Genomic DNA, 18090 nt, shown 5'->3' on the forward strand with positions numbered 1-18090 from the left:
TGAATCGTGTGCTGCACAGGCACCACAAAAAGAGCACCTCACCGAGCAAGGCGCTCTTCTACCGCTTCCTTCGTCGGCATGCCTGTCTGTGCACCTAACTTCTCAACAGATAAGGAGGATGCTGCATTTGCAAATTTCACCGCATCATGTAATGCATATTGATGACTGATCGCAAATGCCAACGCGCCGTTAAACGTGTCCCCAGCGCCTGTTGTATCCACTGCATTTGTCTGAATGGCTTCGACATGAATATGCTTCTCCCCGTCAAAATAGCGGACGCCGTCTTTGCCCAATGTTACGATCAACTTGTTTGGGTACATCTCCAGTGCTTCATCCAGCTCAACGCCGAATAGCTGCTCGCATTCATATTGATTTGGCGTTATGTATCGAATGCTCGAAATCATTTCCCTCTCGAAGTATTGTGCCGGCGCCGGATCCATGACGACTGGAATCTCCAGCTCATCACATATTTTCAAAACTGCTTTCACCGTGTCAGGCAGGATTTCCAGTTGCATTACAACAACATCGCTCGTTTTGATGACGTCTCTTAAGTCCTCGATCGTTTGCGGTGTTAATTCATAATTTGCACCGGGCACGACGATAATCCGATTATCATTTTCGGATAGGATGATGTTGGCGATTCCCGTGGATTTTTCCGAAGAGAAGGATACGTTGGCAGTATTCACTCCTTCATCGAATAAATTTCGGGTCAATTCGGTTCCAAATACATCATTCCCGACACATGCGATCATGTGGACGTTTCCGCCTAACCGTGCAGCCGCAACCGCTTGATTCGCCCCTTTGCCGCCCGGAAACGTATAAAAATCCTTCCCTAAGATCGTCTCTCCATTCTCCGGAATTCTCACTGTGTCGACGACCAAATCCATGTTCATACTACCGATGACTGTTATCATTTTCATCACTTCTTTCGAATTCTTTATTCCCCTAACATCCCATACACTTTCATAAACGTCGCTATGAATTCACGTCTGAATTCCTCAACATCAACATCCAAGCCTACCTGCACATTTCCTTCTTCATTATAATGCGTAATGGTACACCCTGATGCTTCACCTTCCGTGACGACATTGACCGTCGCCCGTTTCAGTGTAAACAATTCAGGTCTCGTCAAATAAAAAATCGTGCTCAGATCGTGAATTGACATCTCTGTTTCCGTGGATGAAGGGCTGTCGTAGTAACTAAGCATCTGGCTGACCATCTCTCCCACTTTGCCGTGGCCTGCGATTTCCTTTATATCATCGGTCGAAATCCGGGTCTGCAGCGTCACATCCAATCCGCACATGACGATGCTGATTTGCTCGTCAAAAACAATCTTCGCAGCATGCGGATCCACGAACATATTAAATTCTGCAACCGGCGTCACGTTGCCTCCTTTAGCCGCGCCGCCCATCAAGACAATCTCTTTAATATTGCTTTTGACTTCAGGGTACGTTTTAAGTAACAACGCGATATTCGTAAGCGGCCCAATCGGCACAAGTGTAATCGGCTCGTTTGAATAAAGAATGGCATCCCTTAATTCCTCAACTGCATGTTTAGTTGAAAGCAGCGTACGATTCTCTTTCGCTTCGAAATGATAGCCGCCGACTCCACTTTCCCCATGTACTTTTGCAGCTGACACCAATTTTTTCAGCAACGGTTGATCCGCACCTCTCGCAACGGGCGTATCTTTACCTAAAAAATTCACCAAATTCACGGCATTAGTCGTAGTATTTTCAATCCCAACATTGCCACCGACCGTCGTGATTAATTTCACATCAAGTTCTTTCGCAAATAATGCAGCCGTAATGGCGATGACGTCATCAATTCCGGGATCTGTATCGATAATAATCGGTGTTTTCATAAGTTCATTCCTCATTTCACTTGTACTCACTTTAATTATAAAAGAACGTTGTAAAAACATCACGATTCTTTGCTATTTACCTGTCCCCAAAATACTCCTTTCGCTTCTTGGTAACTAATTGATTGTGTTGCAACCTGTTTTGGTTTCGTTGCGATGGCGTTTTCTTGCGGTACGAGCAGGACTTATTTCGATGCGAGTGAACTTGATTGTCTTACGAATGAATTTGATTTTGTTACGAACTTGGTTCATTGTGATACGAGCAGTATAATGGTTTGAAAGATGAACTCTAAGAGGAAGTGCTAAAACAATGGATTTCGAAACAGTCATGCAAGACCTAGAAGCTCTAGGCAAAGAACGCACCAAGAAAATATACATCTCCAACGGGGCACATGAGCCGCTGTTCGGCGTGGCGACAGGCGCTATGAAGCCGATCGCTAAGAAAATCGGAATTGACCAATCCCTCGCGGAAGAGCTTTACGCAACAGGTAACTACGACGCCATGTACTTCGCAGGCATTATCGCAGATCCGAACGGAATGTCTGAGGCGGACTATGACCGGTGGATAGATTCCGCGTATTTTTACATGCTGTCCGATTACGTCGTGGCCGTCACATTGGCGGAAGCGGATATTGCACAAGAAGTTGCCGATAAATGGATTGCGAGCGGTGAGGAATTGAGGATGTCAGCCGGCTGGAGCTGCTATTGCTGGTTGCTAGGGAACCGCCCAGACGCTGAATTCTCCGCGGACAAGCTGGCCGGCATGCTGGAAATTGTGAAAAACACGATTCACGAGGCGCCGGAACGAACAAAGTCAGCCATGAATAACTTCATGTACACAGTCGGCTTTTCCTATTTGCCGCTCCATGAACTGGCAGTCGAAACTGCAAAGGCAGTAGGCCCCGTCGAAATGAAACGGGACAATAAAAAACCCGCCATCCTCAACGCATACGAAAACATCCAAAAGGAAATCGATCGTGGGAAAATCGGCTTCAAACGCAAATATGTAAGATGTTAAACAATAGCTCCAAGGGCGTTGATCCAATGTGGATGAACGCCTTTTGTTGTAGTTGCCTATAGGTTGACCAACCAAGGACCTCCCATTTTTCCACATATAGTAAGGGTGAAGCCGTAGGGAGGTTATCGTATGAGTTCACATCATTGTTGCTGTTCGCATAAATGTTCCGCGTGCTGCCACTTCGACTGTTGTGGGCACTTCCACCATCATTGTGGTTGTTGTCGGAGCAGCGGTTGCCATCACTTCAGTATCCGATTGGCTGGATTGCAAGACGGACTTCTTTCCAGGCTGCACCGATTGTTGTGGAGTGAAGCACAGTTCAAGCTCGAGGATGGCACTGAAGTAAAAGGGACCATCGTCTCGGTTGGGTCAAATTTTGTTGAAGTTCTACTAGCAGATACCAATTCACAAGAAAATGAGACAACCCTTGCCCTGGATCGGGAAGGAAAAGAAGTGGATATCGAAGAAGAGTCGTCAACCGACAAGCGGGAGCATCCGATCGGACGGACTTGGATTTTTTCAATCGATAAAATCGCGCATGTGGAAGTTTCCAATGAGAAGCCGCACTGACCCAGTCAGTAACAATCCAATCAAAAAGAAGTCAGCCGTGTAGAACTAGCTGACTTCTTTCTATTAATTACACATGGATAAGACAGATCCCGCTAATCGGGATTTCGATTTCCTTTCCCTTCGTGAAAAGACGGATAGTTTCCCTGTTTACCTGTTGTAAAGTACCGATGAATGTTGAATCATCCGCAACGACCTGAAGGGAACGTGACTCCAGTGTCAGTAAATAGACGTCCAACCGCATTCTAAAAAACAGGTGGATCAATTCAGGCGAGGAAGATACCTTCTCTCCGAAACGAAAGGTCAGTGCTTGCTGACAGTCCCGGGAGGCATCCTTCAGTTTCGGGTCGGGAAAAGGTTCAGCAAATCGGCCTGCAGGCTTGATTTTTTCGATTTGCCCATACGGTAAAATGAAAGTTTCATCCGCCGCTTGGAGCACCACAAAATCGAAACCTGCGAGTGTCACTTTACCCACGACAGGCTTCCCTGCCCGAATGGGAACTTCAACGGACAAGCCAATTAATCCATCGAACACTTTTTGATACGTTTCATTGGCCGATCGATCATCCGATAGAGCCAAATCGAGCAATAACTCATTCGCATCATGGATTTTTTCAAGCAGTTCAGGAGGCAGGTTATCCGTTGGGGAAGGGAGTTGAGGGTTCGGGAAGGTTTCAGGACATTCCTTCCGATTTTCTTCATTTTTCATTTGCAACCCTCCTCTCCCTAATGCTCCAAAGGCGGCAGTTCGGCAATCAGTTTATCGTGGACGCGCAAAATGCCCCACATGCCTTGTTCGATATCCCAGCGGATATTCCCTGATCGGTACAGATAGTCACCCGGGAACTTCCCATACGCCCCCGCTCCTCCAAGCAACTCCAAGTTCTTCACCGCTCCCGCGACATGGAATCCGACAAAGGCTTCTGTCCTCGATTCGATGTCTTTCGTATCAAACCGCCAACGATGTCCATGCAAATGGAAAGAATGCGCTCTTCTTCTATCAGCCGGCGTCACGAGCCGGACGTTCACAGGATCTCCTGCATAACATTCAAAAACGGGAGTCGCCGGATCTCCGAACACTTTGGAACTGAACAGCTCATGCAGCTTCGGATGTTTTCGATAACGGTTAATCAACCGTTCACTCCTATAATTGATCCCTCGGGAACCTTGGTCGTACGTATCCAGTAAATCTTCGTCCATTTCTGGAGGCGGGACCAGAATTCCGTCAACCGGATCAAAGATGACCTGCCCTTGCTTATCGTACAGCCGCACCCCATCATGCAGTATGATGACAAACTCCCGAATATCGGCCAAAAAAGGATTACGCAGCACAACATTCGCTCCCGATTCAACGGATTGTAGAGTATACGGATCGAGATACTCCGTTCCTCTAGGCTCCGCGATGAATGCCCCAAACGCCCCATGTGATTTATGGTTCCGGATATCCGCCATATCCCATAACCCACAAGCGCCTACTTGGGCATCCACCACCCAACGATACGTTCGTTTCTCCCCTGGCCCCACCGTTTGGTCACCATTGAATCCTACGGTTTCCCCGGCAGACGTCTTGACGTCGTATTGAATTAATTGAGGATGCAAGGAAATGCGTAAAGAAGGCGGATAATATGCTTGTTCTTTTACGATAGGATATGGATAGATCCCATCCGGAAACGGAAACTTCTCCAACTCCAACTCGCTCGTTAACGTCACTTCTACGGTATCCCCTACATTGGCCCGGATAATAAGAGGCTCCGGCTTTTTCGTTCCATTTAAAATGGCTGCTTGATCTTCTCGCAAGGCGAATATGATCCCATGCGGATCATGGTCCCCAAAGTCGTTATATGTCAGCTTAGTTTGGAAAGCGACAACGTCAAAATAGCGGATCGGCCCTTCCACAGGAAGGACAGTTGGATCTTCTGCTTGCGGCGGCTTGTCACCCGTGTATTCCGGCAACGGTTTGGAACGCTTTAACGGCTCGGGTCGGTCAGATAATGGGATTAAATCCGGAACTTTCTCATCATACGCCCGAATCAACCCCCATAGCCCGTTCCATAAATCCTCCTCCGTTTCAAACGCCCACAAGTAATCCCCCGCTCTTTCGATATACGTTTCCATCGTAAAGGATTCCGAAATTCCGATATGCTGCTGTTCTTTCAATGACGAGTTCAGACTGCCCCGCTCCTTATGCCATCTCAGCCCGTGCACGTTGAAGCTATGGGATTCTTCTTGCGAGCCTTGCAGCAGCCGAATCCGGATCGGATCCCCTTCATAGGCCCTCAAAATCGGCGTGACGGGGTCCCCATTTTGATAAGAGCTGAACGAATAAGCGGGATCACCATCTTTCCTTAACCGGAACTGCAACGGTTCATTCTTATAATTCACGCCGAATAAACCCGGATCGTCATCAGAGCTCGGATACTTTGGCGGTTGCAGCGGTTTTCCGTTTTTATCAAACAATAACGTGAAGTCCTGTACAAATAATGCAAAGTCCCGGTAATCCGGAATCAATGGATTCTTTGACGTGATTTGCGCTCCATGCACGACAGGCTCTCCTGTTCGCGGGTCAAGGAATTCCGTAAAACGGGGGTGGACCACGCCAGAGCCGAAAACGCCATGCTGTTGATGGGCATTCGGATAGAGATGATCATGGAAGAACCATGCTTTCAATTCGGCCTCCGCATAATAGCAGTACTGGATCGTTTCACCCGGCAATACGGAGGAATCATAATTCCAGCCCACATTCGCCCCATCGTTCACCAACACATCGAATTTGACAAAATGGATATGAAAACCGGTTTCATATGCTCGGGTGACTAGCTGAAACGCATCCCCATCCAAAATATGCGGCAAACGATTCGTATAATTTATTCGAAAGGACGTATGGGCAGGCGTATGGATGACAAGTGGCTCCGGCTCTTTCCGCCCTGCGCAAATATCTTTCAAATCTTCATCAAGCACATATATTCTTCCTTTAGGATCATGCCATCCTTGCTTATTGTACGTAATGGGCAGTTCGATCAACGAGATGTTAAATTCCCGGATGGGGGCCTCTTCGGGGCAAGGATCCGTAAAGACGGCGCCCGGTCTCGGATTCTCAATCGCAGCATGCCGCTCCAATTCTGTCAATCCCCGCCCTCCTACGATGCCAAGCGGTGGACGGGGTGCTTTATAGCCCACCTTGCCGGGAATGAAATTCGGGAACCCCGGCCTTTCGGCTGTCGGCTTGGGCGGCGCTTCCCGGTCAGGCAATGGGTGCAGCGGCTTGATCGGAACGCCATTCGGATAGCACTGACTTCCGTCTTGAAGCGTATCAAAAACCCGGTTCAACCCCCACATGCCCGCCGCAAAATGCGGGTATAAGTGGCAATGAATGATTGAATCGCCGAAAGATCCTTGCAAGCTGCCTAATCCGTAAAGCGGTTCCACTGTATAATGGGTTTGGGGACTGATCGATTGGGCGTCAATGATCTCGGATTCCAAATCATCCGGATCACTTAGCCATTGATGGACATGGTAGTGAAAAACATGCGTTTCCTTGACACCCCCGTGAACGACCCGGACTTTTGCGGGATCACCGACATAACCGCGTAATATAGGGGTCGAAGGGTCTCCATACACCCACGAATCATGATGGACTTCCTCCCCTTCACAATTGGGGCAGACCACCCCTTCGGCAATCAACTGCTGTCGCCGGTTAATCGGTTCAAACCGATAATTGGCACCGTGGAACGAACTTTCCTCTTGGTTGGTCAAATGATGGATCGGCCGATTCCCGGTCAGATCATCCACTTCCATTTCATCATGGAAAACCCATGCATACTCGCGGAACGACGGCAAAATAGGATGGTGGATATCCGCGAACACCCCGCTATTCATCGGCTTCCCCGTCTCAGGATCTGTCCACCATGAAAAACGCTTTTGAACAAACAGAGCTCCAAATAATCCATTTCCATTTGAGCCGTTTTCGCTGCTCGAAGGGTGGCCCAGATCCGAAAAGAAATAGATCCCTTCTTTCACAGCGTTGATCCGATACAGATGGGATCCGCCAGGCGGCACCGTACTATCTTCATTCAACCCGACATTGGCGCCATCCGCGGTCCGGACATCATATTCAGCTTGCTGGAAATGAAGCCCTGCGTGAAACGGCAATTTATTCTCAAGCAAGATTTCCACCGTATCCCCTTCATTCGCCCGAATAATGAGGGGCTGTACGAGATCTACTGGCATGAAGGGATTTTCCTTGACCAACCGCTTCACTTTTTCTTCGTTCTCTTTCAGCACATACATCATTCCGTTCGGATTATGGTCGCCAAACGTGTTCAAGACGATCCGAATCGGAATAGCCACGACGTGATACTTTCTGAGCATTGACAACCCCCTCTTTTCTAGCTGTCTTTCAGACGAGGAATTTTGGCACCGGTCCCTGTTTCAATATAAAAGACTTCAATGGAATGAAGATGCACCGTCCATTCCTTTCCCTCCAATGCGGGGACGGATGTCGTCTCCACATCCAAAACGACCATGTCTTCCACAATCGACTTGATTTTCCCAATAAACATAAAAGGAAATGCTTCGGTTAACATAAAGACTCTGCGCCCCATATTCTTTCGAAAAAAATGGATGATTGCTTCCTCTTTTTTATCATTGAATGATTTAACCAATTGTTAACCCTCCTCGCTTATGTTAGTGGAAATGCCAGATCACTTGGCACATCAGTTGAATATGAGACGATCTGCTCAAGGGGAATGCTTAACGGAAAAGGAAACCGATAAAACGGGGCATTCACCATTTTAATAATGACGGGTGATAACGTTAGATGGCCTGGTTGGACATCCGACACCGTCCCTGCAAAAATAGGCCGGAACACTTGACCTAATAAATTCAATTGTGTCGCTTTCGTAATGACGAGCAGCTCTTCCCCTTTCAACAATTCTAACTTCCCATGCAAGTCTTCTTCTTTAAGTCCCATTCACGAAGCCCTCCATCCCTTTAATCTTTGGCTAAAGGCAGTGACTACTTGATTCCCGAACCTCTTCCATAAAGAAGCTATGCCGATTGTTGTAATGGATCGTATTTCGTTTAACGGGATTCGTTGTTCACTGCCCATTCGTTGTAAAACGCATTCCGTTTTGGAAGCGCTTTTCAGTTTCCCGAAAAATGAACATTCCACTGTGACGACCTCCACCCAGACGCCCTTCCAAGTCGAGAGATTCGTATGGAGCGTTTCCTCAAAAAATTGGCGAACCAATGCATCTTTTGCAGCTACGGTCTCCCCGAAACGCAATACGAGCTTTTGCTGTAATTGATTGTCATAGATATGGTGTTGATGCGGGGTTGAATAGGTAGGAAAACCAAAGGGGATGGAAGCGGATTCGATGGCTTCATAAGGAATCCAAATCCTCTTTTTCAAGTCGCTCACCATAACAAAATCCCTTCCGATTGTGGCAACCTTTCCCACGGTAGCGATTGTTTCATCATGTTTGATTGCTGAAATGATAGTGACTTGCTGATGCCGCTTCATTTTAAAAAACTGTTTTAGCAGAAGGGTTTTTCGGCGGGATTCGTCTCGGTTGATCACATGAAACAGATTTTTCTGCTGGATATATTCTGTGAGAATCCGGGTTTCCTCCGCTGAAACTGCGCTTGTCTGCGATGTGTATGGTGGAGAGTCCGGCTTGCCTGTCACAAACCGATTGAACTCTTTGGACATGCTTAGCCCCCCTTCCGTTAATTGATGAATTGCTCCAACTGGTCGGCAATTTCCTCGATATTCACCCGTCTCGTCCCAACCGACATATTATGAAGCGAACGGATACGGTCTTTTGGATCGACGATATACATGGAAGTGGAATGGGTGACAAACCCCTCGGCATTTTTGGTATAGGTGAAATGAAAGCTTTGCGTAAATTGCATCGTCTCCTCTTCCGTACCTCTTAAAAACAACCAATTAGATTTCGCTATTCCCATATTTTCCGCGTATTGACGTATTCTTTCCTCCGTATCAAATTCGGGGTCCAGCGTAACAGCCAGGATGCTGTACGCGTCGTCCGCAATCCCTTTTTTCTGCATCGCCTCCTGGAGTTCTTTTAATTCAATAAAGGTCATCGGGCAAACATCCGGACAATTGGTAAAGAAAAAGGTAACGAGCTTCGGCTTATCCTGATGTGACACCTCTTTTCCATTCACCTCGGTAAATGGCCATTCTTTCACGGTTCCGATTTGTGGGAGGTCAAGCGCGCGAGGCCAAAACAAGTAGAACGCAACGAACCCTAGAGTGAGGACAATGATACTCCATACGATTTTCAGCAACTTCATCCTTCCGTTAGTTTGTCAGCGAATTACGTATGAAATGGTGGACAAGCGTATGGAGCGCGGCACAAAAAATGACGAGGCTCACAAGATTAGAGGTGAATGATGCTTCCGTTTCAATCGGGATGTTGCAAATCGCCGGGTTTTGAAGGACAGCGCCAAACATCATGCCCATTATGCCGCCGAGAGCACCATTATACATGCCGTTCAAAGAGGCAGGAGCTTTCATGAATGAACCGAATTTCCAACCGATCCAAAGTCCTGCGAGTGAAGGAAGAAAATACGTTAAGGGGTTAAGCGGGAGAAGCAATGTTAAATAAAGGGCGAGGACGAACGAAGAAATCGAGGACAGCGCCATGCACATCGTCTTTGTGTACCGATCGTCAAAAAGGGTTTGCTTCTTCCGGAATACGCCGTAAATATAAATGATCTCGCCGACATTCCACAAGAGTAAAACGAGGATGAGCAACATGGTGTCTCACGACCTTATGACAGAACTCAAAATTACCACCATGCAAATCGCGAATAAAATATGAAGGCCCCAAACGAACTTCCCGGGCATCTCAACAACGGTCCCGATCATCGGTGCCATTAAACCGACAATGGCCCCATTCGTCAGGCCCGCCACAAACGTCTGATAATCAAAAAGTTTGCCGTACATCGCCCCCGATCCCATGCCGATCAGGGCGGAGAGCATTGTAATAGACGTAAAATGGAAAGGAAATTGAAGAATGAACAGAACGCCTGACAGCATTGCCATCATTCCGCCCATAACGATGCTTATGTTCATCCCCAATTGAAAACCGATCCGCTTTTTTATTTTCCGCACATACAAATAAAAGATGAGAAACAAGCAACTATCCACATAGATGAACAGCCAAATGGGCATATCCAAGACCTCACCTCTTCTTACGCTATGGTGATTTGTTTCCAAATGAAACTAGTCCTAGTGAATTGACCCAATAAAAGACGGGGATCTGATTCAATTGTCCCCCCTCAACAAAAGCCTTGGGCATATAGTAGATTTAGGGGATCAATTGGCGTCCCTCAGTAATCATTTTAGTAGGAGAGATGTTATGAGAGTTGGTCCCATCAATCCGTTCGATGGTTTTCCGATTTGGTATAAGGATGAAAATGGCTTACGCCTCCAATTGAACATAGACCCGACCGATCCATTTTCCTGCATTGCATCTACCGATTTACCCGCCCCTACACAACCCGTATCATTTCCCGACAACTATCCGGATGAAGGTTTTTATCAACTGGCCGAAGCGGAAATGACAACTGGTGCAGGTGAAAGGGCAAGGCTCGTGTTGGCACTGGAGGCTGCATTTGTGAATGAAGTGCCAAAAATGAATGAACAAATCGTGTTTGCAAGGGTCCGCGTGCGAGTTGCCGGCTTACAAGCCAATGCACAATACACCGTCACGCACCCGTATGGAATTGACACATTTATTGCAGAAGCGGCCCCCCGTAATCCAACTGTCGGGGAGATCAATTTTACAGAAGACTTTGGAGGAATGAACGGCGGTGACTTTGACATTGTATTGAATAGCCGTGTCCAACCTTTTTTACAATGGGATCCAGCTGCAGCACCAGCCGCTCCCGCGGGATATATCGGTGATCCGGCTGTACCTCATCCCATTATCGGAAGTCAATTCGTAGATCAGTCCGGGCAACCACAAAACTATTTCCGAATTGAAGGGCCTGGCATCGGAATCGGCTCGCCGGACCGTTCCACTACACCGGGGTTTGACCCGGACCACTGTATTGAGACGAGAAACTTCAGTCTGTTAGGTAAAATCTCCACAATCTCCGGTGTCGATGTCCCAAGGGCGACGTACACCCAAAATGCTGATCTTCAGGTGATCGATGTGTTTGCTGCCTCTGACGATATGGATCAATCGATACAAGTGACGGGCACAGGGATTGTCCCTACTCTATTATCGGGAAGCAATGGACAGTATTTTGCCAGAGTCCAATTTACCGGTGACCGTCCTCCAAGTTCGATTACTGTTACAAATTTGAGCGATGAGCCGGATAGCCGTATAGATGTGGCACCCATCGACTTTATTACCGCCGCCGCCAACTACGATATAGATTCGCAGACCCTTACGATCGAAGCAGTTTCCAGTGATGCAATCGGAACGCCGACATTATCTGCAGAAGAATTTGGACGTGGTGAACTGGTCATCCCATCGACCGGGATTCTTTCCATGAATCTTCAATTCGCCCCCGCTGCTGTGACAGTTCGCTCAACTGCCGGTGGAAGCCGAACAATCCCGGTAACCGTGAGTGGTTCTCCAACTTCACCGACGACAGTTATAGCAAACGCCGGTGAGGATGCGACAGTACTTTTCGATGAAAGGGTGACACTGAATGGTTCCGGATCGAGCGGAAAAATCATCTCATTTAACTGGACCCAGCTGACAGGTACACCCGTTGAATTACTAAACGAAGATACATTAACCCCCTCCTTCAATGCCCCGAACACTGCAGAAACGTTAGGCTTTCAATTATCCGTCACTGGTGAAGAGAATACGTCTACCGATCAAGTGCACATTCATGTGATCGAATCCGCTCCAACACCCACAGGTAATTTAACGGTCACCCGGGCGGAATTCCGGACTCGGGATGCAGAATGGCGAATGACTGGAACATCGGATGTAATCGGCAGTGGTGCAGCCATTTCAATCTTCATCGGAAATGAAGCAGCAGGCGTCCTTCTTGCCCAAGTGCTGGTCAACACACTTGGCGAATGGGAATATCGCGTCGAGGAAGCTACCATACAGCCTGACGAAACGAGGGCAATCTCCATTCAATCCAGCTCGGGCGGCACACTTCTCTCCGCGCCAATTACCATCCGCAGATGAATGCCCGGAACATTTCAGTGGAAAGGAGGAAAATAAATGGAGCGGTGTTCAAAATGCAATGAAGATGTCTTTTGTAAATGCAGTGAAAGCAGAGGACGAAGAGGACCGCGCGGCTATCAAGGACCAAAAGGAGAACCAGGACGTCCTGGACCGAAAGGGGAACAAGGTCCACCTGGTCCAAAAGGAGATCGGGGCCCCCGGGGTTATCAAGGACTGGATGGCGAGCCTGGACAGAAAGGGGAACGGGGTGAACGGGGACTTCAAGGACCGCAAGGAGAACGCGGGCCAGCCGGGACGTTTGATACGACATACGGATATGCCTATACAACAACAAAAAGCTCGACATCAGGCATTGTCAATTTCCAAATTGCTGGACCGTTACAAGACATCAAAGTCGTTCGCAATGGATTACAAGTCTTAAAGGATGGAATTTTTCAACTTAGCTATACCGTCATTCTCGAATCGAAGGTCATCAGCTGCACCCCTTCAACATTTCGGGTGAAAATAAATGACAACGTTCATGTCCATTCATCCGTAACGGAATCCTTGATTTCCACGACATTGACAAACACCCAACTCGTTTCCTTACAGGAAGGCGATGTCATCCAACTGATCGCTGAATTACAAGAACATTGCAGTTATAAAATGGCTAGTTTGCAACTTATGCGAATTGGATAAGAACAGAAAGGAAGACAACCCGACAGTATTACATCACTGCCAGGTTGTCTTTCTCATGTAAAGAGGTATATTGTTCTAGATTATCTCTTTGGAGTACAAGTCCAGCAGCTCCTGCTCCCGTTCCCGTGGGATTCCCGCTTTCCATTCTGTATCCTTTGCTTTTACACATTGATAAATATCGGAAATTGTATCCTCAAGTGGTCGGAAGGACAGGCCATCGGTGACCGCCTTCTCTATACTAATGAAGGAACTGCCTTTCCACGGTTCTGAGGCTCCTTCCAACGCAAACTCTTCGGGAATCCATAACGGCATTTCCGTCCACGGCTGCACCTTTTGTTCAAGCATGAATTGTTCATCCGCCCATACGAATTCGGCGTCGCTTCCCGTGACGGCTTTGCACGTATTCAAGAACTTTTCCATCGTCAATTCAGTTCCCGGTCCTGTTACATTGTACGTACCCGCTTTCCTGTTTTCCGCCATAGTGAGCGCCCAGACGGCCAGATCTTTGACGTCAATGAATTGGACAGCCCGCTCCGGTCGCCCCGGCACCAACACAGTTCCGCCTTGCGCTACGCGATGAACCCAGTACGGAAGCCGGTCTGTATAATCAAACGACCCGACGAGCAACCCTGCTCTCACTTGCAAAACCCGGCCTGGCCAATGCTTCTCCGCTTCCGCCTCGCACGCCACTTTCATGCCACCGTAATACTCGTAAGGAGATACGGTCCCCTCCTCTATGTCTTTCAACACATTTTCCGGCGGGATCGAATGGACATGATAATCCTCCGCAATATGGAGTGGAATCCAATCCGGATAAACGGAGATGCTCGAAATATAGGTCATATGCTCGACGTTGTCCCCAAGTGCAACTGCAGTCTTTTCAATTTGATGCGGGGAAATCCCGCATGTGTCCATCACAACATCCCATTTCCGATTTTCCAGCTGGGACACATCGCCATTTCGATCGCCGATCAGTTGCTCTACACCCGGAAACACTTCCGGATTCGTTCCCCGATTAAACAACGTGACCTCATGCCCTCGTTTCAGCGCTTCCTCCACCAAAGCCCTTCCTAAAAATCGAGTGCCCCCTAATATAAGAACCTTCATTAAAATTCCCCCCGTGACGTCTTATGTGAAGCTGATTTCTTTAATAAGAGCAAATAAAAACATTACTAATTAAAACAACTTCGATATTAAACAGATAAAATCCTTTTTTAACAATATGAAATCAAGTGCTTTTTAATTTTCCTTTCATAAATAAAAGCTTCGGGCTCTCTAATTACATTCTTTAATCAATTAAGATATTATATAGAATCGTCTTATTCTGCGAATTTCGCGAATGTATCAATGATCAGTACCATTTATGGTGATAACTCCAATCAATATTACTATATAGACCTATACGCTTCTGCTACCCTATTACTAGTCATACATTAGAAACAGGAGGGAATTCAATTGAACAAGATGATTAATCGATACACACCACAGGTGAATACCATCAAGGAAATGTACGAGGTGTCGTGCAATTTCTCTGAACCACTTGAAGTTGTCAGGGAAGCCATTTCTAATGCATATGATGCGGGAGCAACCTCTCTGCATATCAATGCATATAAAAATGAGGCTGGTAAACTTGTGCTAAAGTTTATTGACGACGGCTCGGGTATGGATACCGAAACCCTAATCAGAAATTTTTGGGGACTAGGCTACAGTGATAAAGAAGAAGGTTCAAAAGAGACTATTGGCTATAAGAGTCACGGCACACTGATTTATTTGCGTTCCGAGCAAATTATCATCGATACATACCATGCAACTGGCTCCTATCGCTCACAAGCAAGCCACCCTCTTTCAGAACTGTCAAAAGGCAATTTGTTCAGCTTCTCGATAGAAGAGCTAGAAAACAACAATGGGAAAACAGGAACGGAAATCACATTGATTGGCTTTAATCAAAACGTTTCGATCGATTTTTCACATGATAAGATGAAAGATTATATCTGCTGGTTCACTAAGGTAGGGACATTCGAGAAAGAACTTGGCTACCAGCCGCGAGACTTCACTGTTTTTCTAAAAGGGATTCATGACGACATGCCTGCAATACCTACTTTGTTTGAGATGGAATATGAGGCTTGTCCAATCGGTCATCATTTTCCAGTTCTAACGCCTAATTTAATGGAGGTCGTTCGAGAGAAAAAGAAGTATTTCTTCAAGCATGCCGTGCAAAAATGGGTTGGGAAAAGAACCGTCACCATCCACGATGAAGAACAAAATGAGATAACAGCGGAATACGAATATGTCATATACTTCGAGGGTGACGAGGTCAAAAAATCTTATAACCCTTGCATCAAACGCACTGGAAAGAATCGAAGCACCTACACATACCGTGTAATGGACAGATACGGTGTATATCTTTCCAAAGACTATATCCCTCTTCAGAATATTAATGATTGGCTACCACGGGTCGGGGATGGAGGGGCGTCGTCAAGCCAGATACTTCATGGTTTCATTAATTGCCAGGCAATCCAACTTACATCAGATAGAAGTTCAATGGCATCTACAACCCCTTTACTTGCTAATGAGCTAAGAAAATCAATATTTCTTTTATTGAAAGAGATTGATAATGATTTGCAAAACGGGATTTATGCAATCAAAAAAAATCTGGATCAAATAATGAGAGATATGGAAAATGAACCAAATAGCAAAGAAAAAGATAAGGAACCAGAACCTAAACAAGGTGATTTTGGCGGCAAAGAACCGATGGCTAAAGGAAATAATAGTGGATTTTCCTCAGGAGGAAAAAAGAACGGACCAAAGTCTCCAACTGGAGATGAAGCAGGAATTCCAGGCGGGAGCCATGACAATGGAGGAACAAATAACAACCCCAACCCTGACAATTTTCAACAACCTTATTATTGGAAAGACATTGATTCAGTGTATAAGCGACTTGGAGAACTCACTGAAATAACCAGACGCTTTGAGGCTCGATTTAGTAAACTTACCGTTAAGGCAAATCCAGCTAAACTTAGTAAAGAGGATAAAGATATATATGATATTTTCTATACTGCTAAGCAAATGATTAACGGCAAGTAATTTAAAAGATAAAAATCGTAAATAGTATTGACATCAAGGGCATTGATCCAAGCCGGATCAATGCCCTTTCTCTTCATGCTTATCCAATATCAATATTTTTTTATTGATAATCGATAAATACCTGCATATAATATAACTATAATAGATCGCGAGGTGCTTTTATGAAACGTAAACAAGGCTCAATCCTCTTCTTGAAGTTAGTTGTTTTACTTATCGGCATTCCAGTTCTTGCTTTATGCATATTTTGGCTGCCCGGAGCCGCAAGTAGAGATGCAATAGTGCATCCAGAGACTGCTTACTTGCAATATCCCTTCTTACTATATGCGTATGCATTGTGCATTCCATTTTTCATTGCACTATATCAAGCCTTTAAACTTTTAACATTCATTCATAATGGCGAAGCTTTCTCAAGGATGTCTGTCCGGACTTTGAAGATCATAAAGCACTGTGCCATCTCGATTAGTATCTTAATGGCAGTAGGAATCATTGCATGCATAGCTCTATTTCAAGGGAAGGAAGACATCACAGGTGTCATAATGCTTGGTCTCCTAACCATTTTTGCGTCCAGCGTAATTGCAACCATTGCATTTGTTCTCCAAAAGCTATTCCTGGAAACTACTGATTTATTACCATCTAAAGATCATTTACTAAACTGCCCAGAAGATGGTATAATCTAACGAATCACAATATTCTTAACCAAAATGAGAAAATCGGGAGGAAATCATGGGAAGAATCGTTCATTTCGAAATCCATGTGGATGACATGGATCGGGCAAAGAAGTTTTACGGGGAAGTATTCAATTGGTCATTCCAGGATTGGAGTGATTTTGCTGGATTGCCTTACTTTGGGGCTGTCACGGGGGATGACAGTGAACTAGGAATCAACGGCGCATTGATGCAGCGACAAAGTGCTCCGCCAGAAGCAGGACAAGCTATGAACGGATTTACCTGCACAATGGGCATCGAGAATTACGATGAAACGCATGAGAAAATTATGGCGAATGGCGGCACGGTCGCCATGCCAAAATACGCTCTTCCAGGCATGGCGTGGCAAGGCTATTATATCGACACGGAAGGCAATGTATTTGGCATCCATCAACCTGATGAGAATGCGAAATAAAGTTTATTGATATGGGATAAAGACTAAGGGCTGTCATGAAAAAGTCGGTTTATGCCGGGTTTCTGGACAGCCCTTCATTACTACTGGGAAGAGTTTTAAGAAGCTCCGCCTTCTACACAGCTTGGTCCAATTGCGACATAAGAAAAAGCCAACAAATAATCTGTTGACTGCATCATCTCGTACCAATACCCCTTTGATCAATACTATTATCATGCCAGAATGGAAAGAAGAATACATATACCCGCTAAAGTGAAGAAGATGAGAGAGATTTTAAGATTACTCCTGAATTTTATACCATAAGCACAAAAAAAGATCACTGCAGCTAATTTTGAATAGACTTGAAAGATAGCATTATCCGAGAATAGTGAACTACTAAAAACAATCGAAATAAACAAGGTTGTAGAGATTAGCATTTTAAACCATAAAGGCTCTTTTAGAAACTGCATGAACATCAACTTCATTCGCTGCATGACTGAGTAACTCCCCCCACAACTTTTTGATTATAACTAAACATAAGAGCAATCTGTTTATTTTATGCAAGCATTTTGAAATAGTCTATCGCTTTCTTGGGAGCTTCTCGATCC

At 46.0% G+C, this 18090-nt stretch carries 19 protein-coding genes; 7 read left to right on the forward strand and 12 right to left on the reverse strand.

All coding sequences use genetic code 11. The features are described from left to right. Positions 1-38 precede the first annotated feature (38 nt). Complete coding sequence (gene rbsK / locus ACFPTP_RS13870) at positions 39-914, reverse strand: ribokinase (RefSeq protein WP_381445941.1); 876 nt, start codon at positions 912-914, stop codon at positions 39-41. Between the two features lie 23 nt (positions 915-937). Continuing rightward, complete coding sequence (gene rihC, locus ACFPTP_RS13875) at positions 938-1861, reverse strand: ribonucleoside hydrolase RihC (RefSeq protein WP_381445943.1); 924 nt, start codon at positions 1859-1861, stop codon at positions 938-940. 307 nt (positions 1862-2168) lie between these two features. Here rihC and ACFPTP_RS13880 point away from each other — a divergent pair, with 307 nt between their 5' ends. Continuing rightward, positions 2169-2876, forward strand: coding sequence for a DNA alkylation repair protein (locus ACFPTP_RS13880; protein WP_381445945.1), 708 nt, complete (start codon positions 2169-2171; stop codon positions 2874-2876). Positions 2877-3011: 135 nt separating this feature from the next. Here ACFPTP_RS13880 and ACFPTP_RS13885 read toward each other — a convergent pair whose 3' ends face one another. Continuing rightward, entirely contained in the window at positions 3012-3146 is a 135-nt protein-coding gene (locus tag ACFPTP_RS13885; protein WP_381445947.1) for a hypothetical protein, read from the reverse strand. A 30-nt stretch (positions 3147-3176) separates the two neighbouring features. Between ACFPTP_RS13885 and ACFPTP_RS13890 the strand changes: the two genes are divergently transcribed. Beyond that, a complete protein-coding gene (locus tag ACFPTP_RS13890) occupies positions 3177-3446 on the forward strand; it encodes a hypothetical protein (RefSeq protein ID WP_381445949.1) in 270 nt (89 codons plus the stop codon). Between the two features lie 67 nt (positions 3447-3513). Here ACFPTP_RS13890 and ACFPTP_RS13895 read toward each other — a convergent pair whose 3' ends face one another. The 8 genes from ACFPTP_RS13895 to ACFPTP_RS13930 are packed head-to-tail and all read right to left on the reverse strand — an operon-like array spanning position 3514 to position 10641. Beyond that, positions 3514-4152, reverse strand: a complete 639-nt coding sequence (locus ACFPTP_RS13895; protein WP_381445951.1) for a hypothetical protein — start codon at positions 4150-4152, stop codon at positions 3514-3516. 17 nt (positions 4153-4169) lie between these two features. After that, complete coding sequence (locus ACFPTP_RS13900; RefSeq protein ID WP_381445954.1) at positions 4170-7811, reverse strand: multicopper oxidase domain-containing protein; 3642 nt, start codon at positions 7809-7811, stop codon at positions 4170-4172. Positions 7812-7828: 17 nt separating this feature from the next. Next, positions 7829-8104, reverse strand: coding sequence for a hypothetical protein (locus ACFPTP_RS13905; protein ID WP_381445956.1), 276 nt, complete (start codon positions 8102-8104; stop codon positions 7829-7831). Positions 8105-8121: 17 nt separating this feature from the next. Further along, a complete protein-coding gene (locus ACFPTP_RS13910; RefSeq protein ID WP_381445958.1) occupies positions 8122-8412 on the reverse strand; it encodes a hypothetical protein in 291 nt (96 codons plus the stop codon). After that, complete coding sequence (locus ACFPTP_RS13915; RefSeq protein WP_381445960.1) at positions 8413-9153, reverse strand: hypothetical protein; 741 nt, start codon at positions 9151-9153, stop codon at positions 8413-8415. It lies immediately after the preceding gene. Positions 9154-9170: 17 nt separating this feature from the next. Continuing rightward, the gene (locus ACFPTP_RS13920) at positions 9171-9752 is read right to left on the reverse strand and encodes an SCO family protein (protein WP_381445962.1); all 582 of its coding nucleotides are present in this window, start codon (positions 9750-9752) and stop codon (positions 9171-9173) included. 13 nt (positions 9753-9765) lie between these two features. Then, positions 9766-10224, reverse strand: coding sequence for a hypothetical protein (locus tag ACFPTP_RS13925; protein WP_381445964.1), 459 nt, complete (start codon positions 10222-10224; stop codon positions 9766-9768). Positions 10225-10230: 6 nt separating this feature from the next. Further along, the gene (locus ACFPTP_RS13930; protein WP_381446080.1) at positions 10231-10641 is read right to left on the reverse strand and encodes a hypothetical protein; all 411 of its coding nucleotides are present in this window, start codon (positions 10639-10641) and stop codon (positions 10231-10233) included. A 187-nt stretch (positions 10642-10828) separates the two neighbouring features. Between ACFPTP_RS13930 and ACFPTP_RS13935 the strand changes: the two genes are divergently transcribed. Both ACFPTP_RS13935 and ACFPTP_RS13940 read left to right on the forward strand, forming a co-directional pair. Continuing rightward, the gene (locus tag ACFPTP_RS13935; protein WP_381445966.1) at positions 10829-12625 is read left to right on the forward strand and encodes a PKD domain-containing protein; all 1797 of its coding nucleotides are present in this window, start codon (positions 10829-10831) and stop codon (positions 12623-12625) included. Between the two features lie 36 nt (positions 12626-12661). Next, on the forward strand, positions 12662-13303 hold the full coding sequence (locus ACFPTP_RS13940) for a collagen-like protein (RefSeq protein WP_381445968.1): 642 nt from the start codon (positions 12662-12664) through the stop codon (positions 13301-13303). A gap of 75 nt (positions 13304-13378) precedes the next feature. On the opposite strand, the gene ACFPTP_RS13945 is transcribed toward ACFPTP_RS13940, so the two are convergent. Continuing rightward, positions 13379-14410, reverse strand: a complete 1032-nt coding sequence (locus ACFPTP_RS13945; RefSeq protein ID WP_381445970.1) for an SDR family oxidoreductase — start codon at positions 14408-14410, stop codon at positions 13379-13381. A 357-nt stretch (positions 14411-14767) separates the two neighbouring features. Between ACFPTP_RS13945 and ACFPTP_RS13950 the strand changes: the two genes are divergently transcribed. The 3 genes from ACFPTP_RS13950 (at position 14768) to ACFPTP_RS13960 (ending at position 17506) form a co-directional block, all read left to right on the forward strand. Beyond that, positions 14768-16387 carry an ATP-binding protein gene (locus ACFPTP_RS13950; protein WP_381446082.1) on the forward strand — a complete coding sequence of 540 codons (1620 nt, stop codon included), beginning with the start codon at positions 14768-14770 and terminating at the stop codon, positions 16385-16387. A 161-nt stretch (positions 16388-16548) separates the two neighbouring features. Continuing rightward, the gene (locus ACFPTP_RS13955; RefSeq protein WP_381445972.1) at positions 16549-17064 is read left to right on the forward strand and encodes a DUF2975 domain-containing protein; all 516 of its coding nucleotides are present in this window, start codon (positions 16549-16551) and stop codon (positions 17062-17064) included. Between the two features lie 46 nt (positions 17065-17110). Then, positions 17111-17506 (forward strand): VOC family protein, encoded by a 396-nt coding sequence (locus ACFPTP_RS13960; RefSeq protein ID WP_381445974.1) that lies wholly within the window; start codon positions 17111-17113, stop codon positions 17504-17506. Positions 17507-18090 lie beyond the last annotated feature (584 nt).

This window comes from Sporosarcina koreensis (assembly GCF_042655825.1).
Classification (GTDB): domain Bacteria; phylum Bacillota; class Bacilli; order Bacillales_A; family Planococcaceae; genus Sporosarcina; species Sporosarcina koreensis.

What these genes read in the sequence shown, in the direction of transcription:
- rbsK (WP_381445941.1), bottom strand. Translation starts at nt 914, where the DNA reads ATGATAACAGTCATCGGTAGTATGAACATGGATTTGGTCGTCGACACA.
- rihC (WP_381445943.1), bottom strand. Translation starts at nt 1,861, where the DNA reads ATGAAAACACCGATTATTATCGATACAGATCCCGGAATTGATGACGTC.
- ACFPTP_RS13880 (WP_381445945.1), top strand. Translation starts at nt 2,169, where the DNA reads ATGGATTTCGAAACAGTCATGCAAGACCTAGAAGCTCTAGGCAAAGAA.
- ACFPTP_RS13895 (WP_381445951.1), bottom strand. Translation starts at nt 4,152, where the DNA reads ATGAAAAATGAAGAAAATCGGAAGGAATGTCCTGAAACCTTCCCGAAC.
- ACFPTP_RS13900 (WP_381445954.1), bottom strand. Translation starts at nt 7,811, where the DNA reads ATGCTCAGAAAGTATCACGTCGTGGCTATTCCGATTCGGATCGTCTTG.
- ACFPTP_RS13910 (WP_381445958.1), bottom strand. Translation starts at nt 8,412, where the DNA reads ATGGGACTTAAAGAAGAAGACTTGCATGGGAAGTTAGAATTGTTGAAA.
- ACFPTP_RS13915 (WP_381445960.1), bottom strand. Translation starts at nt 9,153, where the DNA reads ATGTCCAAAGAGTTCAATCGGTTTGTGACAGGCAAGCCGGACTCTCCA.
- ACFPTP_RS13925 (WP_381445964.1), bottom strand. Translation starts at nt 10,224, where the DNA reads ATGTTGCTCATCCTCGTTTTACTCTTGTGGAATGTCGGCGAGATCATT.
- ACFPTP_RS13930 (WP_381446080.1), bottom strand. Translation starts at nt 10,641, where the DNA reads ATGCCCATTTGGCTGTTCATCTATGTGGATAGTTGCTTGTTTCTCATC.
- ACFPTP_RS13935 (WP_381445966.1), top strand. Translation starts at nt 10,829, where the DNA reads ATGAGAGTTGGTCCCATCAATCCGTTCGATGGTTTTCCGATTTGGTAT.
- ACFPTP_RS13940 (WP_381445968.1), top strand. Translation starts at nt 12,662, where the DNA reads ATGGAGCGGTGTTCAAAATGCAATGAAGATGTCTTTTGTAAATGCAGT.
- ACFPTP_RS13945 (WP_381445970.1), bottom strand. Translation starts at nt 14,410, where the DNA reads ATGAAGGTTCTTATATTAGGGGGCACTCGATTTTTAGGAAGGGCTTTG.
- ACFPTP_RS13950 (WP_381446082.1), top strand. Translation starts at nt 14,768, where the DNA reads ATGATTAATCGATACACACCACAGGTGAATACCATCAAGGAAATGTAC.
- ACFPTP_RS13955 (WP_381445972.1), top strand. Translation starts at nt 16,549, where the DNA reads ATGAAACGTAAACAAGGCTCAATCCTCTTCTTGAAGTTAGTTGTTTTA.
- ACFPTP_RS13960 (WP_381445974.1), top strand. Translation starts at nt 17,111, where the DNA reads ATGGGAAGAATCGTTCATTTCGAAATCCATGTGGATGACATGGATCGG.